We start from the raw sequence: 24,752 nt of genomic DNA, 5'->3' as shown, positions 1-24,752 counted from the left end.
TGATGATGGGATGTCGCAATGACCAGGCGAGCACGAGGCCGTAGTAGTAGTCAACGGTTCGATAGATGAAGCCCCCCTTTGATTGCGTATGCCCCGCCTCGTTCGACTCCAGCTTCAGGAAGTGGGCACACAACATGGGAGTGAGAGTGAACGAGACAAAGAGACTCATCACAATGGCAAACGCCACCGTCAGACCGAAACTGCTGAAGAACCGTCCGACGATGCCTCCCATAAACGCAACCGGAACGAAGATCACGACCAGCGAAAGACTGGTTGCCAGCACCGCCAGAGCGATTTCCCGCGTTCCGTCGCGCGATGCCGTGAATGCGTCCTTCCCGTACTCTTCCATATGTCGGAAGATGTTTTCATGCACCACCACCGCATCATCGATCACGATTCCGATGGCCAGAATCAGGGCCAGCATGGTGATGTTATTCAGTGTGAATCCCATGTAATGCATGAAGAGAAACGTCGGGATAATCGAAGTGGGAATCGCCATCGTGGCAATCACCGTGGTTCGCCAGTCACGGATGAACAGCAGGATCGTGGCTGAAACCAGCACAGCCGCCAGCAACAGATGGAAGTTGACTTCGGCCATCGACTCGCGAATGAACCGGGCCTGGTCCTGAATGATTTCGACCTCAATGTCGGCGGGCAGAGCCTGCTTGATCCGAGCGAGACGGGTCTGCACCGCGTCTGAAATGGCGACGGTATTAGTTCCTGACTGTCGTTGTACGAACAGGCTCACGGCATTCTGTCCGTCAAGTCGACTCAGTCCACGCGGTTCTTCCACGGAATCTTCGGCCCGGCCGATGTCCTGAATCCGAATCGGATGACCCGAGCGATTGGCCACAATCAGTTGATTGAACTGTGCAGCCGTCTGCATTCGCCCCAGTGTTCGCAGCACCAGTTCCCGCGAGCCCTGATGGACGATCCCGCCGGGGACTTCCATGTTCTGAGTCACCAGGGCCTGACGAACGTCCTCGACCGACAGATCGAACGCGGCAAGTTTCTCTGTGTTGACGATCACGTTAATCGCACGCGTTCGAGCGCCCGAAAGGAACACGGCACCGACCCCTGAGACGGTCTGCAACTGCTCCTGAATCTGCCTTTTGGCAATCTCCGTCACTTCACGAACATCACGTCGCCCGGAAACGCCGATCGTCATGATGGGTGCCGCATCCAGGTCGAAGCGGTTGATGACGGGAGGTTCCATTCCCTGGGGAAGTTGATTGAGGATCGACGAGACCTTGTCGCGAACTTCCTGCGCGGCGACGTCGCCGTCTTTGCTCAGTTGAAACTGAATGGCGATCGTGGCCATCCCTTCGCGCGTCGTCGATCGCAGTTCTTCAATACCCGAAACCTGGTTGACCGCTTCTTCGATCAGTTTGGTAACCGTCGATTCAATTTCCTCGGCACTAGCTCCCGCAAGACGAGCGGAAATCGAAACCGCCGAAAGGTCGACTTTCGGAAACAGGTCGACCCCCAGGCTGTAGTACGAAACCACCCCCAGCACGACCGGAATCGCCACGAGCACCCAGGTGAAGACAGGGCGACGAATGCAGATCTCAGCGATATTCATGATGTTTCTTTTTCGTAGATCGGTCTGCGAGGGGATGCTGAGCGCTAACGGACTTTGATGTCGTCTTAATCCACCGGGGATTCGGTTATGTGAACAGGATCTCGCTGGCTTGAGAGCTCTGCAGGCGTTCATTCAGGTGATCGCCCGAGCCCACTGACAGGCAACGCCGTTTCGCGCCCTGTTCAGGACACGACCAGCGAGGGCCGTTCCCGCTATTCCAATTTTGAGTCGGTCGCACCGTCAGGATCTGACGTGGTCGAATCGTCCACACTGCGGCGATCCGTCACCGGAGTCTGGTCCGCCAGCATGGTGTGGCCACTGGTGATGACCCGTGCATCGGCAGGAAGTTCAGGCTCAACGACTTCAACCCATTCCGTGGTTTGCGTTCCCAGCGTGACCGGAATCTCTCGGGCCTTCCCCTGTTCCATCACGAAGATCTTGGTCACCCCGGCAAATTGAACGACGGATGTCAGCGGGACCGTCGCCGCTTCCGGGTCGATCCGCGTATGAATGGCTGCTTTGGCGAAACTGCCTGGCTTCAGTGTCCCATTGGGGTTGGGAACCTGGATTTCGACCTGAAAGGACCGAGTGGTCGCATCGACGGTCGGATAGATTTTCGTCACCGTGCCCGTAATGGGCTTACTTGACGACGCAGCATAGACATTCACCGGTTGCTCAAGTCTGACATCGGCACTGTACCGTTCGGGAACGGGGACCCTCAGTTTCAAAATCTGATTAATCACCAGGCGGAACAGTTCCGAACCGGGCCGTACGAGTGTCCCTTCCGAAATGGATCGCTGTGCAATCACATAGGTCACGTCATCACCTCCCGGCAAGGTAATCGTCGGCGTCGGTACCAAGACCCTGGTGTTGGCCAGTTGCTCACGGGCGACATCCAGTCCGACCAGTTTTAACTGGATCGTCGCCAGATCCATTTCCGCCTGCAGGATCTGGTTTTCGTACTCCGCTTGAGCAGTCCGATATTCGCTGGCCGCATTCTCGGAGTCTTCCGCGCTGACCGTTTTTGAGGCCGCCAGTCGGCTGATCCGGTCGTTACGCGCCTTGGCATGCTCCATGATGGACCGAGCCTTCGCGACGAAGGGAATTCGGCTCAGGTCAAATGACTTCAGAGGAGCTTCCTTCAAGCCCAGTTTGGCGAGTTCAACCTGCAGAGCACGCTCGGCCTGCTGAACAGCAAGTTCGTAGTCAGTGGAATCGATTTCGAGCAGACGCTCGGACGGTTTCACTTCGTCGGCCACATCAAGCAGTACCTGGCGCACGCGCCCTTCGACACGGGCAGAGATCGAAACTTCCTCGAAACCGTACAAAGTTCCAAATGCTTCCACCGATCGCTGAACCGAACGGATCGAGACAGGTTCCGCAGTGACCACAACCTCCTGGAGATCACGTTCCTGTGCGAGCGTGTGAGGGGGTAACGTTTCTTTGGGATGCTGGTTTGCCTGCATGTTGGCCACGTACCAGCCCGCACCAAAAGCACCGCAGAACAGCAAGAATCCAGCAAGCTTTCGCAGGAATGGCGTGGGGGGAGCGGGTTGGGGCGCAGGGGACGGGGTAGCAGGGGAAGACTCGGGCTCGGCCGCATCCCTGCGACCCGGGTCTTTCGGAGTGGGGTGGAGTAAAACCTGACCCATAGCGGCGTCCTTATTACCTTAATAAATCTCAGGGCGAGTTCAGTCGTGGCCCGCCAATAGTTGGACCTGAAGTCGCCCTGCACGGGCAATTTTCCGGAACAGGACCATAAAGATTTCCTGTTCGTCCTCGGTCAGCGCACCGAGCATTCCTCGAAGTAATCGCAAATTGGTGTCCGTCAGCGATTTGTACATCTGCCGGCCGGTCGGGGTCAGCTCGATCTTGACTACACGCCGGTCAGCGTCGGAGCGAAGGCGGCAAGCCAGCCCCTTCTGTTCCAGGTTGTCCGCAATACTCGTGACGGAGTTCACTGCGAGACTCAGGTATTCCGCGATTTCTCGCATCATCCGGGGGCCTTCCTGCCCCAGCAACTCGATGACCCTCAGTTCCTGAACGTGAAGTTCGAGGTGAGGGCCATTCGCAACAGTCGCATTCACACACTGAAATTGCTTCAGGATGTCCTGGACGACGACTTGCAGATCCACAGCGCGATCATCGATTGTCTTCATCACAACTCATTGCCGAATTATTCGATCATGGAACTATTTGCTGACCGCAATATCCGGGCATTCGGCTTTTTGTGTCAAGATGGCCCTGTTCCCCGCGACACAAATTCACATGCGGTTCACATCCGTGCAGACCGTGGCCATCCCACAACTGCGAACATTTTCAAGCTTTTCCACGTGACGCAGGTGGGCCTTGTGCCCTCGTCAGCAGCCGCTTCAGGTTGCGATTGATTCGCTGCAGCATGTCCCCCATCGGATTATCGTTGATCATGTAGGTCCATGTGGAGGAAGGCCCCAGCAGCCCTTCCTCAGCCAGATCAATCCCCTGCGATGTCAAACGGATTGATTTCAATTTTGAAATGACATTTCGGTCGATGCGCACGGTAACGTCCCGAAACCCGCGCGTCAGCTCCCGATGAAACTCATCCAGCGGATTGAAGCCCCCCATGCTGATCAGATGGATCTGATCCCGTAATTGAGCGGCGTGCGCAAGGTGCTCGGACCAGCACTGGTCAATTTGCCAGAGCGTAATCTGCCGTTCGGCTTCCCGGACCAGGTCCTCACCAACTTCATTCGCCATTCGCTCGAAACATTCGGGATCGACATTTTGCAGGAGCCGCGGCGTAACACTTCTCAGCAATAGCTGACTGCGTCGCTGCTGGATCGTGCGACGCTGCTGCTCCAGGCAGAACGAATACCGTCTTAATGTCCGGCGAATCTCAAAGCATTCCCCTTCAATCACACGCTGAACGTGCTCGATCATCTCTCCCGCACTCGGATCGACGTCGCCACTGGTTGAGTGCGAATTGTGACTGGCAGGCAGCAGCTCACCCAGTCCATACCGGGCCATCAGATCGTCTTCCAGACTGACAAAAAACTGCGTCTGGCCAGGGTCCCCCTGCCGTCCCGCTCGACCGCGTAACTGGTCGTCGATCCTTCGCGATTCATGGCGATTCAATCCAAATACGTGCAGGCCCCCTGCCGCGATCACCCGCTCGCGGTCGCGCTGATCGCTTCCCCCGAGGCGTATATCCGTTCCCCTGCCCGCCATGTTCGTCGAGATCGTCACGGCCCCCCAAGCCCCTGCCTCGGCAATCATTCTGGCCTCATCCCAGTCGTTTCGGGCATTGAGGACCTGACAGGTGACTCCGGAATGGCTGAGCATTTCGGCGAGAATTTCTGATTCTTCGACACTGGACGTCCCCAACAGGATGGGAGTGCCCTCACGATGCAGCGGCACGATTCGGGAGACCAGCCCGAGAAATTTCGCGTGCCGACGGGGGAAGATCTTGTCGGGAAGGTCCTGCCGGATCGACGCTCGATTCGTCGGCACGACAACGACCTTCATTTTGTAGAACTCAAACAATTCATCGGCAGCGGCCTGAGCCGTCCCGGTCATCCCGCTGCGGTGGTCATACTGCTCGAGAAAGTGCTGAAGCGTGATGGAGTTCAGAATCCTTCCCTGTGGCTGGATCGGCACTCCTTCTTTGGCTTCGATGGCCGCCTGCAACCCATACGGCCAGCGGCGATTCTGTGCAATTCGCCCCGTCAGTTCATCAATCAGCGCAATACCGTCGTTGCGGACAAGATAGTCTTTATCGCGATGCAGTAGGGCCTCAGCCTGTAGAGCGAGATTCAAGCGAGTCAGCAGGTCAATGTTCCGCTCGTCGTACAGGTCGCCGCAGCCCAGCTCACTTTGCAATCGGTTCAACGCCGATGTTTGAAAACTCACATTCCGTGATCGCTGGTCCGTCGCATAGTCCCGCCCCGGACGAAGCTGGCGAATCATGTTCGCAAGCCGATACAGGTCCTGCACGAGTTCCGGTTCCGCCGCAGCAATCACCAGCGGCACCCGGGCCTCATCGATCAGGATCGAATCCGCTTCGTCAACGATTGCGCAGTGGAAGCCGCGATGGACCATTTTTTGTGGGTCCAGACAGATCTGATCCCGCAGAAAATCAAAGCCCGCTTCTTTCGCCGTCACGTAGGTGACATCACAACCATACGCCTGCTTTCGAGCAGACGTTTCCATCCCCTGGACGACATGCCCCACTGTCAGCCCGAAATAGTGATACGCCGGGCCCATCCATTGTGCGTCTCGTTCGGCCAGGTAGTCATTGAACGTCAGCAGATGGACTCCTCGTCCCAGGCAGGCGGTGAGGATCGCAGGAAAAATGGCAGCGAGCGTTTTTCCCTCACCCGTCTGCATTTCGACGAGCTTGCGATCGTGAAGTGCCACCCCTGCGAGCAACTGGACGTCGAACGGAGCCAGTCCAACTGTCCTTCTAGCAACCTCACAGATGACGGCGTAAGCCTCAATCAAGATGCCCGTAACCGACACGCCCTCTCGGACGCGATCCCGGATCGACGTGGCCCGTTGGCGCAGTTCGTCTTCCGTCAGCTCTGCCAGCGGCAGCGACTGCTGCCGAATCTGAGCCACGCTGCTTTCATAACTGCGATTGCTCAGCCGGATTCCCCCGTTGCTGAGGCGTTTCAGGGTGGTGAACAAATTGCGAAATGAGAAACGCATCCGGCACTCCAGCACGAAATGTTTGCAGCAGAACGATGAACGTGGGCGGACCGTCACCTGGGCGTGCTCCGTCGGCGCACCGATCTGTTCCTTGTCCCCGTTGCGTTGAGGTGGAACACATCATTGTCGCAGCGAAGGCAACCCTTTGCCCCACAGCACCCATTGTCTCGTAGCACCCATTGTCCCGTTATTCCGTTGCACCGATTTTTCGCTGCTGCCCACTTCCGGCGTACGCTTCAGGTAGAATGCATTGAACAGAGACTCCCGTCATTCGCAGGGAATCCCTCCCCTTGACCGACGACGAATTCGCTCGTGGGGGCGCGAAAAATCGGGCTACGGCCACTGGCAGTCTGTTTGTTCATTGGGGTTGAGGGCTCAAATATGGTACTGTCCCACGAGTGCACGCGATGTGCCTCTGTCCCTGCCGTTTGATCTGCTGTTGAAATTTGGGCAGAGAGAAGCGATTTTTCCCTTCGTCGATCCAGCACAATCGCGTGCCATGAGAATTGTTTTCCATCTGATCCGATGATCGCATTTACTGAGACCGCAATATGTCTGGCGCTGATTATTCACCTGAGGAACAACGTAGACGCAAACTTGCTGCGGATTGCTTCAATCGGGCCACACAGGCGATGGCCAAGCAGAACTGGGACTATGCGGTCGAGATGTTCGCGACGGCCGTCAAAATGGTTCCCGATAACCTGATGTATCGACAGTCTCTGCGAGGCTGTGAACGGAAGAAATACAAAGACAACAAGACCGGCGCAAGCATGGCGTTCCTCAAGCTATCGAGCGTCAGAGGACGTATTCGCAAGGCCCGTAGTGCCCAGAACTGGGTTGATCTGGATCAGGCCGCCGAAGAAGGCCTCGCCATCAATCCCTGGGATGCTCAGTTCAACGCCGATCTGGGGGACGCCGCCCGTGAACGAGGATTCCTCGAGATCGCCGCGTTCGCCTTCGAACAGGCAACCAGTCCTGACAGCGCGCCGGACAACAAGGATTTCCTGATCGCACTCGCGGAAATTTACGAACAGCGAAAGAACTTTACGGCGGCGATCAATACGCTCGATAAGGTCATGAAGCTCGATCCGCTCAATGGTGCAGTGCGGTCGAAGATCCAGGCACTCGGTGCCAATATGACCATTCATCAGGCCGGCTATGACGAAGCCGAGTCGACGAAGGAAGTGCAGAATACGGCTCCGAAACAGGGTTATGAACAGTCCGTCAAAGGGGACGTCAAAACCAACAAGCAGGTGCTGGGACCGGGTGAATCGGTCGAAGCAGACCTGCAGCGCATGATGAGAAAAGAGCCCCAGAACGTCGCGCACTACCAGAAGCTGGCGGATTACTACCGCCGCGAAGGACGACTGGAAGAGTCTGTGAAAACCTACAAGCAGGCTCTGGATGTCAGCGGCGACGTCAATATTCGCGAACAGATGGAAGATGTCGAACTGGACATGGTCCGGCAGAACCTGAACTTCGCCAAGGAGGCCGCCGCACGGGATCAGAACGAGACCTCCCGGGCGATTGTTTCAGAACTGGCCAACGAACTGCTGCTGCAGGAAATCGAAGTCTACAGCCGGCGCGCGGACCGTTATCCGAATGATCTGAAGCTGAAGCACGAACTGGCCAAGCGGTTCATGCGATGCAAAAAGTACGACAAGGCCATTCCCCTACTGCAGGCCGCCTCGAAAGATATCCGGCTTGAGGCACAGGTCCTCACCAGTCTGGGGTCGTGCTTCCTGGCCAAAAAGCAAAACAACCTCGCCAAACGGCAATTCGAGAAGGCCCTGGAAAAGCTCAGTTCCACCGAAAACCCGGGTCCCTTCAAGGAATGCAGTTACTACCTCGGGCGACTGGCGGAAGAAGCCTCGGACAATTCTGCCGCCGAAAAATACTACTCTGATATTCTCGCCATCGACTATGGTTACAAGGACGTGGCTCAGCGACTGACCGAAATTCAGGGTGGCGACGACGAGTCCGCTCATATCGATATGGACCACGGCGACGAAGTCTGAAATCCACTTCGCCAGCCGCCAGCTGAAGGCCGCCTGGCTCCGCAGCAGACGGCCTGTCCCCTGATCAACTTTCCAACGCGTCCTCATCCCGCATTCGTCGGATGAGGACGCGTTGGCGTTTCCTCGGGCCCACCTCCTGCCCTGTCGCTCTGATGGTGCAACTTGCGAGTCGTTCGGAGTAAACGGCCTAAGATGAATGTGCGCCCCCCTTGGGCTTTTCCGCCTCGCAAGTCCGCTTTTTGGAAGGATTATTCCGTTGGCAGGAACCTGATTTGCGAAACAATAGCCCCGCGGAATAGGAGTGTAATTCCTGCAGACGGATGGCGCTGCTGTGGAATCAGGCATCGTGCCTGAGTAAAGAGAAGTTCACAGTCGCACGCTACCGCGAAACCGGAGCACAAACTACGATGCAGTAATCGATTGCAACTTGCCCTCGACGTAAGTTCCTGACGCGGCACGATGTTTGCCGCTCGAACCTCATTTGAATCTTTCCTTTGCGGACCCCACTTGGCCATGGTCAATAATGAATTGCTACGTCGTGATGTACGCACGCTGGGTGACATGCTCGGCGATGTCATCCGCGAGTTGGCAGGAGAATCGGCGTTAGAGCGAGTTGAAGAGATCCGCAAGGTGGCCCGCGAACGTCGATCCGGCGTGGAAGAAGCCGAGGGTGAACTCTCGCGCTTGATCGAGTCGCTCGATGAGCCCACCGCGCGTGACGTAACGCGCGCCTTCAGCATCTTCTTCGATCTGGCCAACATCGCAGAGGACCGGCACCGGGTGAGGATTCTGCGTTCACGAGAGCTGGAACGCCATCCACAACCTCGCAGTGAGTCCATCGGAGAGGCGATTGCGAAACTGAAGGCAGCGGGCTTCACGCCGGTCGAAACGCAGTCGGCACTCGATCGCCTGGCGATCGAACTGGTCTTTACGGCGCACCCCAGCGAGGCCAAGCGTCGCAGCCTGCGCGTGAAGCTGCGCCGTATGCGACAGGCTCTTGAGGACCTCGACCTGGCGGACCTGCTGCCTCGTGAGCGCCAGAAACTGGAAAACCTGCTGCGCACCGAGATGACGGCGCTCTGGCAGACCGAGTTTCTGCGTCCCAACCGTCCGACGGTCCTGCAGGAAGTTCGCCGGGGATTGACGATTGCCCCGCGCCTGTGGGAGGTCGTCCCCGGCATCTATGATGATATGCGACGGGCCCTTGAGGTCTCTTACCCGGGAGTCGAGTTCCGCCTGCCGCTCTTCCTGAAATTCGGTTCATGGATCGGTGGAGACCGCGATGGACATCCCCATGTCACCCGCGACGTCACGGCCCAGACTCTGTTGTGGCTGCGCGAGGCCGCCATCAAAGCCCAGTTGAAACAATGCCGGCAACTGTCCGAGTTTCTCTCAATCTCGACGAAAGAGTCCTCTCTGGGGCCGCAACTGAATGACGAGTTTGATGCGGCCACAAAGAAGTGGCCCGTCATTCTAGAACGTGTCCAGACGATCCCCACCACCGAATCCTGCCGTCTCTGGCTCGCGGTGATCGAATGGCGTCTTGAACAGTCGTTCGGCACTTCCATCGGCGAGAAATTGCCCGAAGGAGCCTATCGTGACGGAGCTGAACTCGAACAGGACGTCCTCAAACTGGTCAACAGTCTTGAAGGACTGGGGACACTGCATCTGATCCGAAACGAACTGCTCCCGTGGCTGGATCTCGTCCGCGTTTTCGGACTGCACATGAACCGACTGGATGTCCGTCAGGATGCCCGGCGACACATCGAAGCGCTGACAGAAATCTTCGCCAAGGCGGGTATTACCGCAAACTTCGAAGCTCTTCCCGAAGAGGAACGCCAGGAAGTCCTCACGCGGACCATGCCCTGGAAAGAGGAAATCTCTCACGACGGTCTTTCACCCCATGTGGTCGAGACGCTGGAACTCTTCCGGCTGCTGCATTCAGCCATGGCCACATTCGGTCCGAGCTGCGTGGGGAGTCACATCATCAGCCTCACCAGCGCGCCCAGCGATATGCTCAGCGTACTCTGGTTGTGGCGGTGGGCTCAGTCGGTGGGCAATCCGCCAGGGACCGACGTCGCCAACCTGGAAGACCAGTTAGCGATCGCACCCCTGTTCGAAAAGATTGGTGATTTGAGACGCGGACCAGAAACACTGGAAGCGATTCTCAAGCACCCTGTCTACGCCTCGCACGTGCAAAAGCTCGGGTCACGCCAGATCGTGATGGTCGGATATTCGGACAGCACCAAAGATGGTGGATACTTGGCCGCCTGCTGGGGACTCTATCGATCCCAAAGCGAACTGCAGCGTACGGCCGATCGCTACGGCGTCAAATTGACCTTCTTCCATGGCCGGGGTGGTTCGCTGGGGCGAGGCGGGGGACCAGCAGCTCGTGGGATTTATTCGCTCCCCCCCGAAGCACTCGACGGCAGCCTCAGACTGACCGAACAGGGCGAAGTCCTCGCCGAACGCTACGACGATGACCAGATCGCGTATCGGCATCTGGAACAGGTCACGTCCGCCACGCTATTGGCCAGTGCACTTCCCGCACGCACGGCCAAGCCCGCATGGTCGGTCATCATGGAGCAACTGTCGCGGCGTTCTTATCAGGCCTACCGCGAACTGGTGGACCAGCCAGGTTTCATCGAGTTCTTCAGCTCGGCCACACCAATCGATGAGATTGAAAGCCTCAACATCGGCTCACGACCGGCCCGCCGCCGTGGTGAACGGACGTTGGCGGATCTGCGGGCAATCCCCTGGGTCTTCTCGTGGACGCAGAATCGATCGATGATCCCCGCCTGGTATGGCCTGGGCACCGCATTGACCGAAGTACTGGAAGAACGTCCCAACGACTGGCAGACTCTCTACGAGATGTACCGTCAGTGGCCGTTCTTTCAGGCAACCATCGAGAACGCGGCTCTGGCACTGGCCAAAGCGGATGAATTCATCTCATCCCGCTACGCCGATCTTGTCCAGAACTCCGAAGTCAGAAATCTGATCGGAGGATTGATCGATGTCGAACGGGATCGATCTCGGAAGACGATTCTCGCCCTCACCGGGGGAACGGATTTGCTATCGGCCACTCCCTGGCTGCAAGCATCCATCGACGCGCGCAATCCCTACATCGACCCCCTGAATCTCATTCAGATTGAACTCGTGCAGCGCCGCAGAAGCCTGCCCGCAGACACGCCCCCTGAAGACGCCGAGCGACTGGGAGGATTGCTGCGTCTGACCGTTCAGGGGATTGCCGCCGGAATGCGGACCACCGGTTGATTCAGCGAGTTCCTCTGCAACCTCACCAGCAGGGGCTGATCGCAATCTCGGGTCGCCCCGGTTGTCGCGTCTTCGTGGCGACCGGGGCGGCGCAGCCGCAAGAGATTCCTCAACACCCTCAACGCCGTTCTTAGTCACCCCGTTCCCCGTCACCGTGCACCAGCCCACCGTGCACCAGCCCACCCGGCCTGGCTCACGACGACTTTTGCCAAGTCACGGAATTCATCACGCAATCGGGAAAACCCGGCAAGAGAGCCTCCAGGACCGAGGGTTATGCTGCCGCGCGACGTCGAGGCAATTCCTTCTGGCCAGCAGTCGTGAAGAGACTCATCTGCAACCGCCAGAAATCCGTCGGCTTGCCATAGAATTCGAGGAATTGACGAGCGTCGTCGCCAACCTGTTCCAGCACCCACGCACGCGTCGCTGCCGGCCATTCGATCGGGCTGCGGAACTTCTGCCGCAGTCCCAGGCGTTTCATCATCCAGTTCCGGGTCGCCTCGGGGAGCTGATTCCAGCAGGGGCTGGCGAAACGGTTCGACTTGAGGAAGTGCAGAACTTTCGAATCTTGTCGTTTTGACTGGCCGGAATTGAGTCGAATATTGGTTGATTCGATCTGAACACCCGGGTCGACACCCAGAAATTCAAAGCATCGGGCAAGTTCCGTGGCGGGATCCCGTTCCAGATCCTCAAGGAACATCACCTTGATCTGAGAATCGGAAAACTTGCGGCGGAAGGTCTGAATCCGCTGCCAGTACAGCGTATCCTTGAGCATGTTGGGAAGGGTCCTGAGCGCCTCATCGATCCGCGCCGGGGGTTCGATCCCGTACTTGTATCCGCTGTCATGCATCTCCCGGAAACTCGATTCCAACCGGGCAAACGGGTCCCGCGCGATAAAAATCAGGCGAATGTCAGGAAAATATTCCATCAAACGGTCGACGACGACTTCGCCATATTCTTCCGTCGAGTAGACGGTACTCCCTTCCCCGTGCAGTCGTTTTTCCGCGACACCATCAAACAGCTTCCAGTAAGAATCCCACCCACGATGGTACTCGTTGGCAAAAAAACTGGGTTCCTTCATGATGGCATCGTGCGGATTGGGGATCCCGATTTCCGGATGCTCGGCAAGCATTGCACAAAGCGATGTCGTGCCACATTTGCTGAAGCCCGGGACAATAAAATCAATCTTCATCGGTTCAGCACCTTCAAAGTAGAGCACGACAAAACCAGGTACAGCGATGTGGGACGCGCTACGCCGCGCGGCGGGCTTTGATCTGTGGTGTCACTTCCAGATTCGCCGCTGCAACCGTCGAATCCAAAGCGACGCTCAGGCGGCTCCAGACGGCTTCCGAACTGGCCCATCCATTCATTCGTTCGCGGGCTCGTGTGGACATCGCCCTGTAAGCATCCGGATCCGACTTGGCCATTCGGTAACTGGCCCGGATCTGCTTCACCAGCGACGGCCAGACAATTCTCGCCCAGGTGGTCCGACAACGCAGTTCGGGATCATGCGGGAAGGCGGCTGGTTCAGGGTGCGATTCGACCACGAAGCCGACTTGATCGTCGAAGTAGTCGGCAATGGCCGTATGACAGGGTGAAATTGCGGGCCGGGCGGCCGCCAGGTAATTCATCAGCGGCAGGCAGTTTCCTTCCGCGCGGGTTGTCTGAATGTAGAACGTACTGGCCGCGGCCAGGTCATGCAGTTGGCTTTCCGTCAGGAATTCCGTAATGAAGATCACCTTACAGCGGTGAGGAATATTCCGGTCGCGGTAGTAATCGAGAATCCCTTGCGCCGCATCGGGGCGGCTGGCGGCCAGCTTGACCACCAGCGTTGCATCTTTGCAATCTCCCAGCGCCATCAGGAAGCCGGTGAGAAGGTCCGACCAGTTCTTCCGACCGTCGAGCGGATTGAAGATGCTGGTGTAAACAATGCCCGACAGCTCGATCTCGGGACTGGTACGATAAAGAGTCGAAAGCTTCGTCGGCCTCAGGGTCGCATGGTACCCCGCCTTCAACGCACGCTGACATCGCTCGTAACGCTCGTAGAGCGACGAACCAACCACAGAACGAGTCACATTGCGAATCCCGGCTTCAATCGCCAGCCCCCATCGCTTCAGCCCCGTAGGAGGCGGCTTGGTCTGCTGTCGAGCAGGTAGCCGACGAACCTTTTCGGGTGTCGCCGGAATGTCCTGGGGCAGAACCATGGCCGGGATTTCCATGCTGACAGACTGCTGTGGCGCCCATTCTCGAAGTTCGAAGTAGGGGTCCGGTGTTGGAACAGGAACGATGTGCATGGGCACTGTGATCCCCGCATTTCGAAGTGCGTCGAACGTGAACGGCCCTCCGACGAAGACCGCCTTGCATTGGGCAGCCACATCGGGCCACTTATTCTGAGGATTGTCGTCGAATGCCTCATTGGGAATGTCCGGAAATTCCCAGGCGGGGACGACAATGTTCGGAGCGGATTCCGTCAGGCAGACATCCTGAAACGGCAGGATACTGACATGAACGGGTTCCAGATTTCGATTCCGCATTTCCTGGATGGCCGCTTCCAGATTGTTGCGGGGATCGGGAATGACATAGACCTCGCCCCAGCGGCTGAGCAGTGGAATGAACAGGTTCGCCACGATGTCGTGGGAATAACCCGCGATACCCAGGTTCAGCCCCTTGCAAGCACCCGTATTGTAAGACGTCAGCAGCACGGCCATCCGTTTCGCTGCAGGAGCGTCTGCAGGGTGATTGTGAGTCGTCACGTCAGTGCAGTCCATAACGGTTTGTCTCTTTCGGACAACTGCGAGAGTTAAGTGTCGGTTTCAGTGCGAGCGTTTCCGCGTCCGTGGCACAGTCCTGATCGGACACCCTCATACCGGTTTGCGGGCAATCACAACCTGGCTTTTGGGCATGAATGCGTCGAGCGCATTAATCGCGGTTTCGGCATTCGGGATTTGCAGCAGTTCGAACCAGGTCCTGGTCCAGTTCTCAAGCACCGGTCCTTGCGGGGTCATCTTCTCCTGCTGACTGGCCCAGAAGAAAATCCACCACATCGACCAGAAGAAACCGGTGTGCGTGTGCTCGATCAGCTCTAACCCAGCCTGCTCGATCAGTCGATCAAATTCGTCCCGCTGGAGGATCCGGATGTGATTCGGCTTTTCCCAGTAGATCGACGGTGCAAATTTGGTCTGGACGGTCTCTGCAACCGGATCGGGAACGGTAATCAGGTACATGGCACCAGGCTTCCCGACCCGGACAAGCTCGGAAAGAAATTGAGCCGGATCGTCGACGTGCTCCATGACTTCCATCGAAATGACTTTGGTGGCAGTCTGGTCTGCCAGAGGAAGCGGATTGGAATCGCTGACATACCCCTGAAACGGCCGCCCCGTCTGGGCAAACCGTTCCATCTTCCGCTTGACGTTTTCGATCCTGTCTGGATCGATATCCGTCCCGATGACTTCGGCACCAAAGGAAGCAGCAAAGGCACAGACATCGCCGAAACCGCACCCGACGTCGACCACAGTATCGTCAGCGGTGATTGAGAAGCCTCTGGCCAGTTCGCCACTGGTGCGGTTGAACCAGCCACGTCGGACGTCGTCGATTAACCCGCATTCGCCCGCTTCCACAACGCGAGGACCGGAAGGCGGCAATGGCTCGAGTTGGCGATACTCTGAAGTTCGTGAAAAGCACCGATTCGCGAGTTTCATTAACCGAGATGTCATTGTGAAGTGTCCTCCCTTGGACGCTGTTCTTCGATCACTCGTGGTCTGCGGCTTTGACTTCCGTCGCGGTCATCGTCACTGCGATCAGTGATTGGTAGTGAGGGGCAGTCCAAATCTGCGGGTGCGTGAATCGCCTTCTCGATCGTGCGTTGCGGCCACAAATGTCCGCGAGATGCAGGGGGCAGCCACCAGACGCGCTGATTCGAGGATGCGCGTTCCGACCGTGATCAGGGGGATCATCCAGAGATCAGAACGCCGATGATGGCGTCCGTACAAAGTGATCTGGCTCGGGTTCAAAAAGACATTGCGGAACCCGAGCGGACGTGCCACCTGCTGGTGCGTGACATGTTCGGTGTCGTGCCCTGAGTAGGTCCCCGCCAGGTAGGCGGGCATCCGGTACACCCCCAGCCCGCCAAAACTGCACATTACCGGAACCAGGGGTTCGCCGCGCTGCCAGCTCATGTAGTTCACTTCTGCAGTGGAGAGCTGAGTGAAGTTTTCATCGTTGCGGAAGGCCCAGGCGTCGTACTGCAGGAACGCATTCAACGCGATGCCGCACCGGCGCAGAATCAGGCCATTTGACCCCACGAAATCCCAGTTCTCATGACCGAAGGTGTTCGCGACGCCATCGTCACTCCAGCCGTATTCCAGGTCTGTATCCACGACGATCACATGGTCATAGTCAGCATACTTTTCGCGAATGAGGTTGAGACATTCATTCCGATAACGGGCCATTCGCTCGGCACGTTTCAGACAGCGGGCACAGGGATTCACCGGGTCGCCCAGTTGTTCGACCGTGATATCGACTTTCGGGTTCGCCTGGGCCCACTCCTGCAACAAAGGCTTGGTATTGTCCGTCGAATCATTCTCGTAGATGACCACGCGATAGTCCGCGAACATGGTCCCCAGTCGCTCGATGCGAGCGATGGATTTGGGCAGGATCTTTTCGACATTGCGTGCCAATCCGCAGATCACCGCCCGGCTTCGCGCCATCCGCTGCCGCCCGGTCGCGACTCGTTCGAGATAGCTGGAGAGATACTCCTGCGCGACGGGAATATCAGCCAGTGAGAACGAGAAATCCTTGTCCATTATTTGACTTCCAAGATCAGGTGTAATGGCCGCGATGATCGCGGCAGACTGGTCTTTGCGAGCAAGAACATAAACGGCCCCTGCAGAGCCGCAGACAGGTTCACGACAAGGCTTTTATAAATCTGACAAGAGCACCGAAAACGCATACGTGCGGGAAATCAGGCGGCGCGATTGACGGTATGGGTGACGTCTTTCACATCGCCCCGGTCGACTTGAATAATGCGAGTCGCAAGTTCGAGAGTACTCTGACGGTGAGTAATCATGATCAGGGTCTTATCTTTGGCATGAAGCAACAATGCTTCATGGATCAGCTTTTCACTTTCCACATCAATCTGGTTGGTCGCTTCATCCAGAATCAGGATCTCGGAATTACGCAAGAGGGCCCTGGCCAATGCGATTCGCTGCCGTTGCCCCCCACTCAAACGCTGACCGTTCGGCCCGACATTCGTGTAGTAACCCCAGGAGAACTCGGAAATAAACTCGTCAGCCCGCGCTTTTTTGGCTGCCTCAACAACCTCAGCGTCTGTAGCATCCCAGCGGCCATAACGAATGTTGTGCAGAACGGTTTCGTTAAAGAAATCCGATTGCTGCGAGACGATGGCGATCCGGCTGCGAATGTCATTCAGAGCCAGATCGCACAACGGGATACCATCCATCGTGACGGCCCCCTTCTGCGGATCATAGAAGCGACATAGCAGGTTCATCAGCGTGCTTTTGCCGCCGCCGTTGGGACCAATGACAGCAAGCCGCTCTCCGAACGGAATCGTCAGGTTGACGTTCTTCAGAACTTCGTGAATCCCATCATAACTGAACGTGACGTTCTTGAATTCAATCGTCCGATGCGGGATTGAGATCGTCGTTGCTTCAGGCGGATCCACAATGCGGGACTGAGCATCCAGGAGTGGATAGAGCAGGTTTGCCGCAGCAGAACCGGAATTAATTCCACCAATGACCCCCGACAGCTTTCGAAGTGGTTCCGTCGCACCGACAAGTAGTCCAAATACCACGGTCAGCTCTGTGACACTCATCGGATCGACCGTCATCCGGATACCGAAGATGTGTGTCTTCTGGCTGATGACAAGATAGGCAGCTACCCCCAGTCCGGTGCAGAGGGCAGACATACCGAAGACTTCGGTAATGGGATTGGCGAGGGCGTTATAAAAACTCCCCAGGACCCCCATGCGCCGCATTTGCTTTGTCGATTTCCGAAAGCGTTCACGTTCATAGGGTTCCATCGTGTTCGCCTGCACTGTCTGCAGAGCCCCAAACACTTCCAGAATCACATGATGGAACCCCAGGGAGCGATCGAGGGCCTGCCGCGCAAGTCCCCGGATTCGACGGTTCAGCCAGACCATCAGCACGACCATCAGCGGCGCAAAGATCATCGACGCGAGTGTGACCCGCCACGACACAATCATGGCGAGTGTCAGGCAACTGAGAATCCGTAGCGGTTCGGCGACGAGTCCTCCGTAGAACGCGGTGATCCCCTGCGCCAGACCGTCAGTCGTATGAGTGATATAGGCCATGAAACCACTGATCCCCAAGTGGTTAAAGCCTGTGCGGTCCATTGTTACCGCCTTGCTGAAGATTCGCATGCGAACTTCGCGGGCGATACTCTGCGAGACATAGTTGACCAGCACCACGTTCGCCATGCCGAAGATCTGCTTGAGCAACGTTCCCGCGACGACGAGTACCAGCACGAGAATGACGGTGTTAAAGGGATCCGTCGGCAGCCACGCTTCCAGCCAGGGCTGCAGTCGCTCACGCGATTGCAAGTTGACCTGTTCGGCCATCAGCTTGGTCTGCAGCATATCACGCTTGAGACGCATCGAGAGATAGTGCTCGTCGGTCTGGGGTGGCAGAACGACAGCTTCCACCTCGGCAGCCAGTGTATTGACTTTATCTCGAACCGCTTCAGTCCGTTTGATATTCCATTGTTGAAGCGTGTCACCGTGGATTGTCGTTTCAATCACGGGAAAGAGCGCAATGATGTTAGCGCCCCAGAGAAAGGCCATCGCAAATGAGCACAGGATGCCAATGCTTAACGTCAACCAGTGACGCCATGCCTCGCGCAGTGCCCGACAATAGTTCTTCATGTAGACGCAGCCTCCCTGCCGCGATTACCGCAATAGAACAAGACCTCAGCCGTGCTAGAGCTTGCATCGGAACGTATCGATAATGCAAAAATGAGACAAGGCGAAAATTACAGTGCCGAAATACTGCATTCACCGTGCGTCGCTATCATCTGACACGACCCTAAACTCTTACATTCATGCCCTTATCGTGGAACTTGCACGAAATTCAGGTTGGTTGTTTGCCACCGATTACGGGCTCGTTCGCTGTCGCAAAAAAAGAAAAATATTCTGCCAGCGTCGCCCGCTGATGAACATCAGTCTCACGCGCAGGCCAATCAGTTTCGCCTGAATCCTCGAATTGACTTCGGAAATCCCCAACACTGTTCAGAAGTGTTATTTCCTCCGTCACCAGACCGCATCCACCTTTCCGGCGATGCTAACATTCTTTTACAAACGCTCGCACCTCAGGGAGAAGCACCCGCACAAACTCCACCCGGCTGACATCCAGAGATGTTTCTCATTCGCAATCTTATAATCCGGCCGTATCCTGGCAGCATCGCGAAGAGGTTGCCCCGAGTTTCCTGCATCGCGCGACGAAGAACGATCACCATTTATCAGTGGACCGTGTGTCACGGACAGCTATCTCGCATTGGCTTTCCAGATGAAGGTCGAGTGAAGACTTGGAACGAGTCATTGACAGGAACAACAGCACCCGGTGACCACGTGCTCCAACTTCGGCGGAAAACGGTCACCACAACGCCACCCCGTTCGCGCAGGAATGCTATCGCCATGCGATTCCCACACCCGCTGTTCCTCATCGCCTTCGTGTCTGTCTGGTTGCCGGGCTCGCCTTGTCCTGCGCAATCAGCGCCTGACGACCTCCCGTCGGCCGCACCACGGGGGGCCGAGTCGACTTACGCCTCGCCCCCCGCCGACCTGATTTTTCGAAACGGGGCTGTCTACACCGTCGACGCCGCCCGAAGCTGGGCCGACTCGGTCGCCATTCGAGAAGGACGGATCGTCTACGTCGGCACTGGCCCGGGGATCCAGAAGTGGACAGGCCCGCAGACTCGTCAGATCGATCTCGCTGGAAAGATGCTCTTGCCAGGATTCCATGACTCGCATGTCCACCTGATCGGCGGAGGAATTGAACTGGGTGAATGCGACATCAATGGACTGACGACCGTGACCGCCATACAGGACGCGGTTAAAGCCTATGCCCTGCGGCGCCCGGAAAAGACATGGATTCGTGGCGGGGGATGGCCGCTGACGCTGGAAGAGGGCAATCCCAGCAAAGAACTCCTTGATCGAGTCATGCCAGATCGCCCCGTCCTTCTGGACGCGTTCGACGGACACTCGACCTGGGCCAACTCGATGGCCTTGAAACTCGCTGGCATCACCCGTGAGACGCCCGATCCGCCCCGTGGACGCATCGAACGGGATCCGCAAACGGGTGAGCCGACGGGAACCCTGCGAGAATCCGCCAGCCGCCTGGTCATCAACAAGATCCCCCCGTATACCCCCGACGAATATCTGAAGGGATTGCGGCGGGGTCTGGAGGTCGCCAACCGGTTTGGGATCACGTCGGTTCAGGAAGCGTCAGTCGCGGAACAACACCTCAATGCTCTTTCCGAACTGGATCGGGCAAGGGAACTGACTGTCCGGGTCGTCGCGGCCATGCGTGTCGATCCTGCCAAACAGATGCTTCAGATTCCGCAATTCGTCGAATGGCGAGAGAAGTTCCGCGGAAGGCGACTGCGGGCCACTTCGGTCAAGATCTTTGAAGATGGAGTCATCGAGTCACGAACAGCGTCGCTGCTGCAACCCTACCTCGGTGGCACGCAAGAGCGAGGATGGCTCAACTTCGAGCCGGAAGTACTGAACCCTCTCGTTGTAGAACTTGATCGGCTTGGGTTTCAGATTCACGTTCATGCGATTGGTGACCGAGCCATCCAGTGCTCGTTCGATGCGCTGGAACTGGGTCAGAGGCTGAACGGCCGTCGCGATTCGCGCCACCATCTTGCACATATCGAACTGTTCGACCCTTCGGACATTGGCCGCTTTCGCAAACTGGGCGTGATTGCCAATTTTCAGCCGTTGTGGGCGAATGCAGATCTCTACATCGTCAACATGACGCAGCCCATTCTGGGCCCCGAGCGGTCCCGCTGGTTGTACCCCATTCGCAGTGTGGCCGAGACGGGTGCCCTGATCGCCTGTGGCAGCGACTGGTCAGTCACCTCCATGAACCCGCTCGAAGCGATCCAGATTGCCGTGACCCGACGAGGATTGAATGAGGGGCCGGGGCCCGCCTGGATCCCGGAAGAAACCGTAGACCTCTCGCTGATGCTGGCGGCCTACACTATTAACGGAGCCTATGTCAATTTTCAGGAACAGGAAACGGGGTCCATTGAAGTCGGCAAAGCGGCGGACCTGATTGTTCTGGACCGTAATCTGTTCGAGATTCCCCGCCACGAGATCCACCAGGCCAAGGTACTGCTGACCCTGCTGGAAGGAGAGCCGGTTTACCGCAGCGCCGATTTCCCCGAGTGACTTCGCCGCAGCGGATGGCTCTGGAATGGACCACCACCCCCGCACCTCGCTCCCACCGGCATCCTTCCTCACGAAAACTCTGTTCGCTCGCCAACAGGAAACAGCGATAGCCCTGACGATGGGATCATCAGGGCTTCACGCTGAACCTCAAGTTTTCAGCCAGTCATCGCTAGACAGGCCGTTGTTCAAACTCAAATTCTTCTGCGTCGAATTCACCGACCGCTGGGGGTCGCCCCCCGTGGCCGGGACCTCGTTCTTCTTCCGGACGGCCTTCAGGCGGACCACCGCGGCCCGGGGGAGGACGATGCCCCGGAGGAGGACGGTGCCCCCCTGGCCCTCCCGGACCTCCCGGTCCCCAGGGGAAGCCGCGGAAGCCAGGGCGGCGGGAAGGACGGTCAGGTGCATCCCCTTCGCCCTGCCGACCATCTGGCCCCTCATGAGGCGGCCCGAAACCTTCGCCATGATCCCGATCTCGTCTCTCGGCGCGGGGGCCACGCTCTGGCGACCCCTCGCGTTCTGCCTGATCCCGGTCATGCCGTGGAGGTGCGGAAAAGCGACCAGGTCCGCGATGCCCTCGCTCCCCCTGTCCCTGTTCACGGAACTGACGTTGCGGGCGGTCTCCATGGAAATCAGGTCGATGACGTTCACCGCGACGATCCGATTCGGCCACCCGATGAGGGGGCCTCACTGGGCCACGACCGAATCCGTGTCTCTCTCGACCAGGAAATCGACCGAAGTGGTGATGGAAGTCAGGCCCCTCATGTCCCCCTCGGTATCCCGCATGTCGTCGCCCTTCCCAGTGCGTATCACTTCGAGCCGATCGGAAATCACGATCACCCCAGTCGGGTCCGCGTCCCCTCCACCCCTCGTGAGCGGAGTGCGGATGATGAGGGCGCCGTGGAGGGCCGAAGTCAGGTCGACCATCCCGATGAGCGAATTCGCGAAAGCCACCCCCTCGTGGCGCGCCAAATCCGGGTCGATGGGGCGGGCCGTCGAATCGGCCGTCCCGTGCAGCAAATCGATGAGGTGGCGGGCCGAAGTGGCGGGGACCACGATGGGGGCCTCGATCTCGGCCGAATTCACGATGTGAACCATCGTCATCTCGCCCGGCCCAGTGATGTTCACGTGGACCGAACCCGTCGCGTGGCCCCCAATCGCGGCGGAACTCTCTCCGTCCCAAGTCTCGGTCGCGATCGAAATCACCTCGATGATGCGGCGGTCCACCGCGCCCCGGCCTTCCCCAGCCCTCTCTGTCGTGACGATCGAAATGACGATCAGGTCGATTGCCATCACCTCGATGAGCGAATTCACGCGGTGCAGGGCCGCCATGCCCCCCACTGCGTCCCCACCCGCGCCCCCATCCCTCGTGGGCCTCGTGTCGGAAATGATCTCGATGGAAGTCTCCCCCCCGGCCTGCGAAGCGGCGACCGTGCTGGAACGGACCTGGCCCGCGTCCCCCATGTCGGCCGGGGCCCCATCCCTCACCTCGTCCTGGTCCCCAGCCTTCGTGTCGACCGTGAGGCCCGCGGTGGTGGTGTTCGCGTCCCCACCCACGTCCCGACCGGTCACGTTGTTTCGGCCGGTCGGGTGTGGCTTCAGGCGAATCAGCCGGAGTTGCTGGTGGAGTTGCTGCTTCTGCCGCTGCTTCAGCATCCGCGGGAGGTGATTCCGGGGCTTCTGCTGGCTTGGCCTCATTGTCAGGTTGCGCTGCTGAGGCAACGCTGTCCCCTTCGGTCTGTAATTCAACTGCAGCAAGCGGGCTGATCAGCAGCAACACCGTTGCTGCGAACGTCCCCCCGCTTCGAACGATGCTGAGCATGGGTTTCCCTTTCCTTAGGCGAAGAAGTGAAATCGCAATTGACCGCAGATGTCCCGATCCATCAGGCCCCACAAAGGAATCCAACACGTTGCCAGCTTCCTGTGCCGTAAATGACCTCGCGATCGCGCGGTGTTTTCGATCGCGTCATCCTGATAGTCGCGCAGGCCACCCCGATACCGCCGCGCGATGTTTTTCCGCGCGTCCGAATTTGGCTGAAATTCAGGTCCGGATGGGCTCAACCGCGTCCCTGTCACTCTGAAAGCCAAAAGGTCGAACGACTTGCAGCGCCCTCACGTTGCCGTGTCCGTTCGCCGTGATGTGAGCGTCGAGAGCCGGGCCACTTTCGGAGAGCGTGGTGCGTCGGATTGGCTGATGGCGGGAAATCGCGCCGTTCAGCGATTCGGCATTCCTGGCGCCGCATTGGCGCGGAGGGCATTGAGAGAGGAAGCGGGAGTGAATGTGTAAAACGAAAACCCTCTCCGGGCTTGAGGTCGGGAAGCCGGGAGAGGGAACGTGAGGTCGTTGTCTGCACTTGTGTCCGGTCCCCCTTGTCGGGGCTGGCCGGAAACGAGGATCATCAAGAGCGGGATGGAATGCTAATGCAGCTTGACGGGAGCAGCCTGACCGGGTCGATACAGTGTGAGCGAACGTTCTCGCGGATCGACACGCACTACACAATCGGGCTCGCCGGCGGCCTGTCGCTCCAGAATGGCTTCGAGTGCCTGAACCGCCGCGACTGTCTGCCAGTCCGCCGTCAGATCGTTGTAAGCCAGGCTTTGCATCTGTTCCAGTCGTTGCGGCTGCTCACTTGAAGTGCCACCGAATTTGACGTACCCCAGCTCTCGTACGAAGCGCTCGAGAACTTCCACTCCGTAACCGCGCTGGGATCGTTCACCCCACGGCTCGAGGAACGTCCCGTTGTAGTGGTTGTTCATCGTGATCTTGCGGGTGATCGGTGTCTCTCCTTCCACCGTGCATTCCACGCCTCGTTTGCGGGAATGCCCGTTCCAGATTCCATTGTCAAAGCGGAACTGCACTTCCTGCTCAACGTAACCGGGGAAGTTGTCCGGAGTGACCCACGAAGTGTGGATATCGAACGCCGCTTCCCGACCATCATCGTACTCGTAAATCATCCGCATCTGGGTACTGTCCCAGGTGGGTCCATCCTTGGGGCCGACGATGCCTCGCTGGCCGGTCGCGGTCACGGTCTTGAGGCGTCCGCCGAACGTGAAGTCGATCAACTTGATGTAATGCACCGCGACATACGTTCCCGGATTACGGCCGGTGATCCATTCCGAAAACTGACTGCCCGAGATCTGCTTGGGTTCCAGCAGCGAGCAGTAGCCGTTGTTGACGTGACGCAGCACGTGATCCGCGACCAGCGTTCGCAACTTCTTGTGATCCGGGTCGAGCAGCTTGTGGTAAACGACCTTTGCCAGTAGCCCCTTCCGTTTGGCGATTGCGGCCAGTTCCTCGAGTTCCCCCAGAGCCAGGACCGAGGGCTTCTCGATCAGAACATGGACTCCCGCTTCGAGCAATTTCTTCGCCGCATCGAAGTGTCTGTTATCGGGTGTTGCCACGCACGCGAAATCGACGTTGGCCGCGATTAATTGCTCGACCGAATCCTCTCCCGCAAAGCTGGTAAAGGGGAAAACTCGTGACCCGGCCGACTTCCGATAGGCTTCCGCACGATGCCCCGTCTTTGACGCGACGGCGACGAGAGGGACATTGATCACACCGAACCGGTGATCGAACAGACTTTCGCCATGCGTTCGTTCAAAGAACGGCCGGTAGGTCTCGTCAAAAATCATTCCCATGCCAACCATGCCGGCACGAAGCGAAGGAAGAGGCGAAGTCACTGACGTATTCCCGATCAAAGGTTATTCAGATATCTGCTGAGGAATGTCGACCGAAGATGATTACCACTGGCATGCAGATTCACAATCGAGA

Annotated in this window: 15 protein-coding genes; 3 read left to right on the top strand and 12 right to left on the bottom strand. The window is 57.8% G+C overall.

Features of this window, described 5'->3' with window-relative positions; translation table 11 throughout:
- The 4 genes from VGE80_RS01565 to secA2 form a co-directional block, all read right to left on the bottom strand.
- Positions 1 to 1,582: efflux RND transporter permease subunit (locus tag VGE80_RS01565; RefSeq protein ID WP_440591425.1), on the bottom strand; the 1,582-nt coding region annotated here is incomplete at its 3' end.
- Between the two features lie 212 nt (positions 1,583 to 1,794).
- Positions 1,795 to 3,234, bottom strand: coding sequence for an efflux RND transporter periplasmic adaptor subunit (locus VGE80_RS01560; RefSeq protein ID WP_440591424.1), 1,440 nt, complete (start codon positions 3,232 to 3,234; stop codon positions 1,795 to 1,797).
- A gap of 39 nt (positions 3,235 to 3,273) precedes the next feature.
- Positions 3,274 to 3,741, bottom strand: a complete 468-nt coding sequence (locus tag VGE80_RS01555; protein WP_373650346.1) for a MarR family winged helix-turn-helix transcriptional regulator — start codon at positions 3,739 to 3,741, stop codon at positions 3,274 to 3,276.
- Positions 3,742 to 3,901: 160 nt separating this feature from the next.
- The gene (gene secA2 / locus VGE80_RS01550) at positions 3,902 to 6,268 is read right to left on the bottom strand and encodes an accessory Sec system translocase SecA2 (RefSeq protein ID WP_440591423.1); all 2,367 of its coding nucleotides are present in this window, start codon (positions 6,266 to 6,268) and stop codon (positions 3,902 to 3,904) included.
- A gap of 551 nt (positions 6,269 to 6,819) precedes the next feature.
- Here secA2 and VGE80_RS01545 point away from each other — a divergent pair.
- Together VGE80_RS01545 and ppc are read left to right on the top strand one after the other, a co-directional pair.
- Positions 6,820 to 8,286 carry a tetratricopeptide repeat protein gene (locus tag VGE80_RS01545; RefSeq protein WP_440591422.1) on the top strand — a complete coding sequence of 489 codons (1,467 nt, stop codon included), beginning with the start codon at positions 6,820 to 6,822 and terminating at the stop codon, positions 8,284 to 8,286.
- Between the two features lie 513 nt (positions 8,287 to 8,799).
- On the top strand, positions 8,800 to 11,559 hold the full coding sequence (ppc, locus tag VGE80_RS01540) for a phosphoenolpyruvate carboxylase (protein ID WP_440591421.1): 2,760 nt from the start codon (positions 8,800 to 8,802) through the stop codon (positions 11,557 to 11,559).
- Between the two features lie 271 nt (positions 11,560 to 11,830).
- On the opposite strand, the gene VGE80_RS01535 is transcribed toward ppc, so the two are convergent.
- The 5 genes from VGE80_RS01535 to VGE80_RS01515 form a co-directional block, all read right to left on the bottom strand.
- Complete coding sequence (locus tag VGE80_RS01535) at positions 11,831 to 12,748, bottom strand: sulfotransferase family protein (RefSeq protein ID WP_373650342.1); 918 nt, start codon at positions 12,746 to 12,748, stop codon at positions 11,831 to 11,833.
- 58 nt (positions 12,749 to 12,806) lie between these two features.
- On the bottom strand, positions 12,807 to 14,324 hold the full coding sequence (locus VGE80_RS01530) for a glycosyltransferase (protein WP_373650341.1): 1,518 nt from the start codon (positions 14,322 to 14,324) through the stop codon (positions 12,807 to 12,809).
- Positions 14,325 to 14,417: 93 nt separating this feature from the next.
- Positions 14,418 to 15,269: a class I SAM-dependent methyltransferase gene (locus tag VGE80_RS01525; protein ID WP_373650340.1), complete on the bottom strand. Its 852-nt coding sequence runs from the start codon at positions 15,267 to 15,269 to the stop codon at positions 14,418 to 14,420.
- A gap of 84 nt (positions 15,270 to 15,353) precedes the next feature.
- Positions 15,354 to 16,358, bottom strand: coding sequence for a glycosyltransferase family 2 protein (locus VGE80_RS01520; RefSeq protein ID WP_440591420.1), 1,005 nt, complete (start codon positions 16,356 to 16,358; stop codon positions 15,354 to 15,356).
- 158 nt (positions 16,359 to 16,516) lie between these two features.
- Positions 16,517 to 18,454 (bottom strand): ABC transporter ATP-binding protein, encoded by a 1,938-nt coding sequence (locus tag VGE80_RS01515; protein ID WP_440591419.1) that lies wholly within the window; start codon positions 18,452 to 18,454, stop codon positions 16,517 to 16,519.
- 768 nt (positions 18,455 to 19,222) lie between these two features.
- Between VGE80_RS01515 and VGE80_RS01510 the strand changes: the two genes are divergently transcribed.
- Entirely contained in the window at positions 19,223 to 20,983 is a 1,761-nt protein-coding gene (locus VGE80_RS01510) for an amidohydrolase (RefSeq protein WP_440591418.1), read from the top strand.
- Between the two features lie 147 nt (positions 20,984 to 21,130).
- Here VGE80_RS01510 and VGE80_RS01505 read toward each other — a convergent pair whose 3' ends face one another.
- From VGE80_RS01505 to VGE80_RS01495, 3 genes are all read right to left on the bottom strand, one after another.
- Positions 21,131 to 21,631, bottom strand: coding sequence for a hypothetical protein (locus VGE80_RS01505; protein WP_440591417.1), 501 nt, complete (start codon positions 21,629 to 21,631; stop codon positions 21,131 to 21,133).
- A 36-nt stretch (positions 21,632 to 21,667) separates the two neighbouring features.
- Positions 21,668 to 22,636, bottom strand: coding sequence for a hypothetical protein (locus VGE80_RS01500; RefSeq protein WP_440591416.1), 969 nt, complete (start codon positions 22,634 to 22,636; stop codon positions 21,668 to 21,670).
- A gap of 762 nt (positions 22,637 to 23,398) precedes the next feature.
- Positions 23,399 to 24,661, bottom strand: a complete 1,263-nt coding sequence (locus tag VGE80_RS01495; protein ID WP_440591415.1) for a Gfo/Idh/MocA family protein — start codon at positions 24,659 to 24,661, stop codon at positions 23,399 to 23,401.
- Positions 24,662 to 24,752 lie beyond the last annotated feature (91 nt).

This window comes from Schlesneria sp., from assembly GCF_036405755.1.
Lineage (GTDB): Bacteria > Planctomycetota > Planctomycetia > Planctomycetales > Planctomycetaceae > Schlesneria > Schlesneria sphaerica.
This window is presented reverse-complemented; position numbering and strand designations above follow the sequence as displayed.

Excerpts from the sequence above, each read along its gene's own strand:
- VGE80_RS01500 (WP_440591416.1), bottom strand. The coding sequence starts at position 22,636 with ATGCTGAAGCAGCGGCAGAAGCAGCAACTCCACCAGCAACTCCGGCTG.
- VGE80_RS01530 (WP_373650341.1), bottom strand. The coding sequence starts at position 14,324 with ATGGACTGCACTGACGTGACGACTCACAATCACCCTGCAGACGCTCCT.
- VGE80_RS01520 (WP_440591420.1), bottom strand. The coding sequence starts at position 16,358 with ATGGACAAGGATTTCTCGTTCTCACTGGCTGATATTCCCGTCGCGCAG.
- VGE80_RS01515 (WP_440591419.1), bottom strand. The coding sequence starts at position 18,454 with ATGAAGAACTATTGTCGGGCACTGCGCGAGGCATGGCGTCACTGGTTG.
- ppc (WP_440591421.1), top strand. The coding sequence starts at position 8,800 with ATGGTCAATAATGAATTGCTACGTCGTGATGTACGCACGCTGGGTGAC.
- secA2 (WP_440591423.1), bottom strand. The coding sequence starts at position 6,268 with ATGCGTTTCTCATTTCGCAATTTGTTCACCACCCTGAAACGCCTCAGC.
- VGE80_RS01555 (WP_373650346.1), bottom strand. The coding sequence starts at position 3,741 with ATGAAGACAATCGATGATCGCGCTGTGGATCTGCAAGTCGTCGTCCAG.
- VGE80_RS01510 (WP_440591418.1), top strand. The coding sequence starts at position 19,223 with ATGCGATTCCCACACCCGCTGTTCCTCATCGCCTTCGTGTCTGTCTGG.
- VGE80_RS01560 (WP_440591424.1), bottom strand. The coding sequence starts at position 3,234 with ATGGGTCAGGTTTTACTCCACCCCACTCCGAAAGACCCGGGTCGCAGG.
- VGE80_RS01525 (WP_373650340.1), bottom strand. The coding sequence starts at position 15,269 with ATGACATCTCGGTTAATGAAACTCGCGAATCGGTGCTTTTCACGAACT.
- VGE80_RS01545 (WP_440591422.1), top strand. The coding sequence starts at position 6,820 with ATGTCTGGCGCTGATTATTCACCTGAGGAACAACGTAGACGCAAACTT.
- VGE80_RS01535 (WP_373650342.1), bottom strand. The coding sequence starts at position 12,748 with ATGAAGATTGATTTTATTGTCCCGGGCTTCAGCAAATGTGGCACGACA.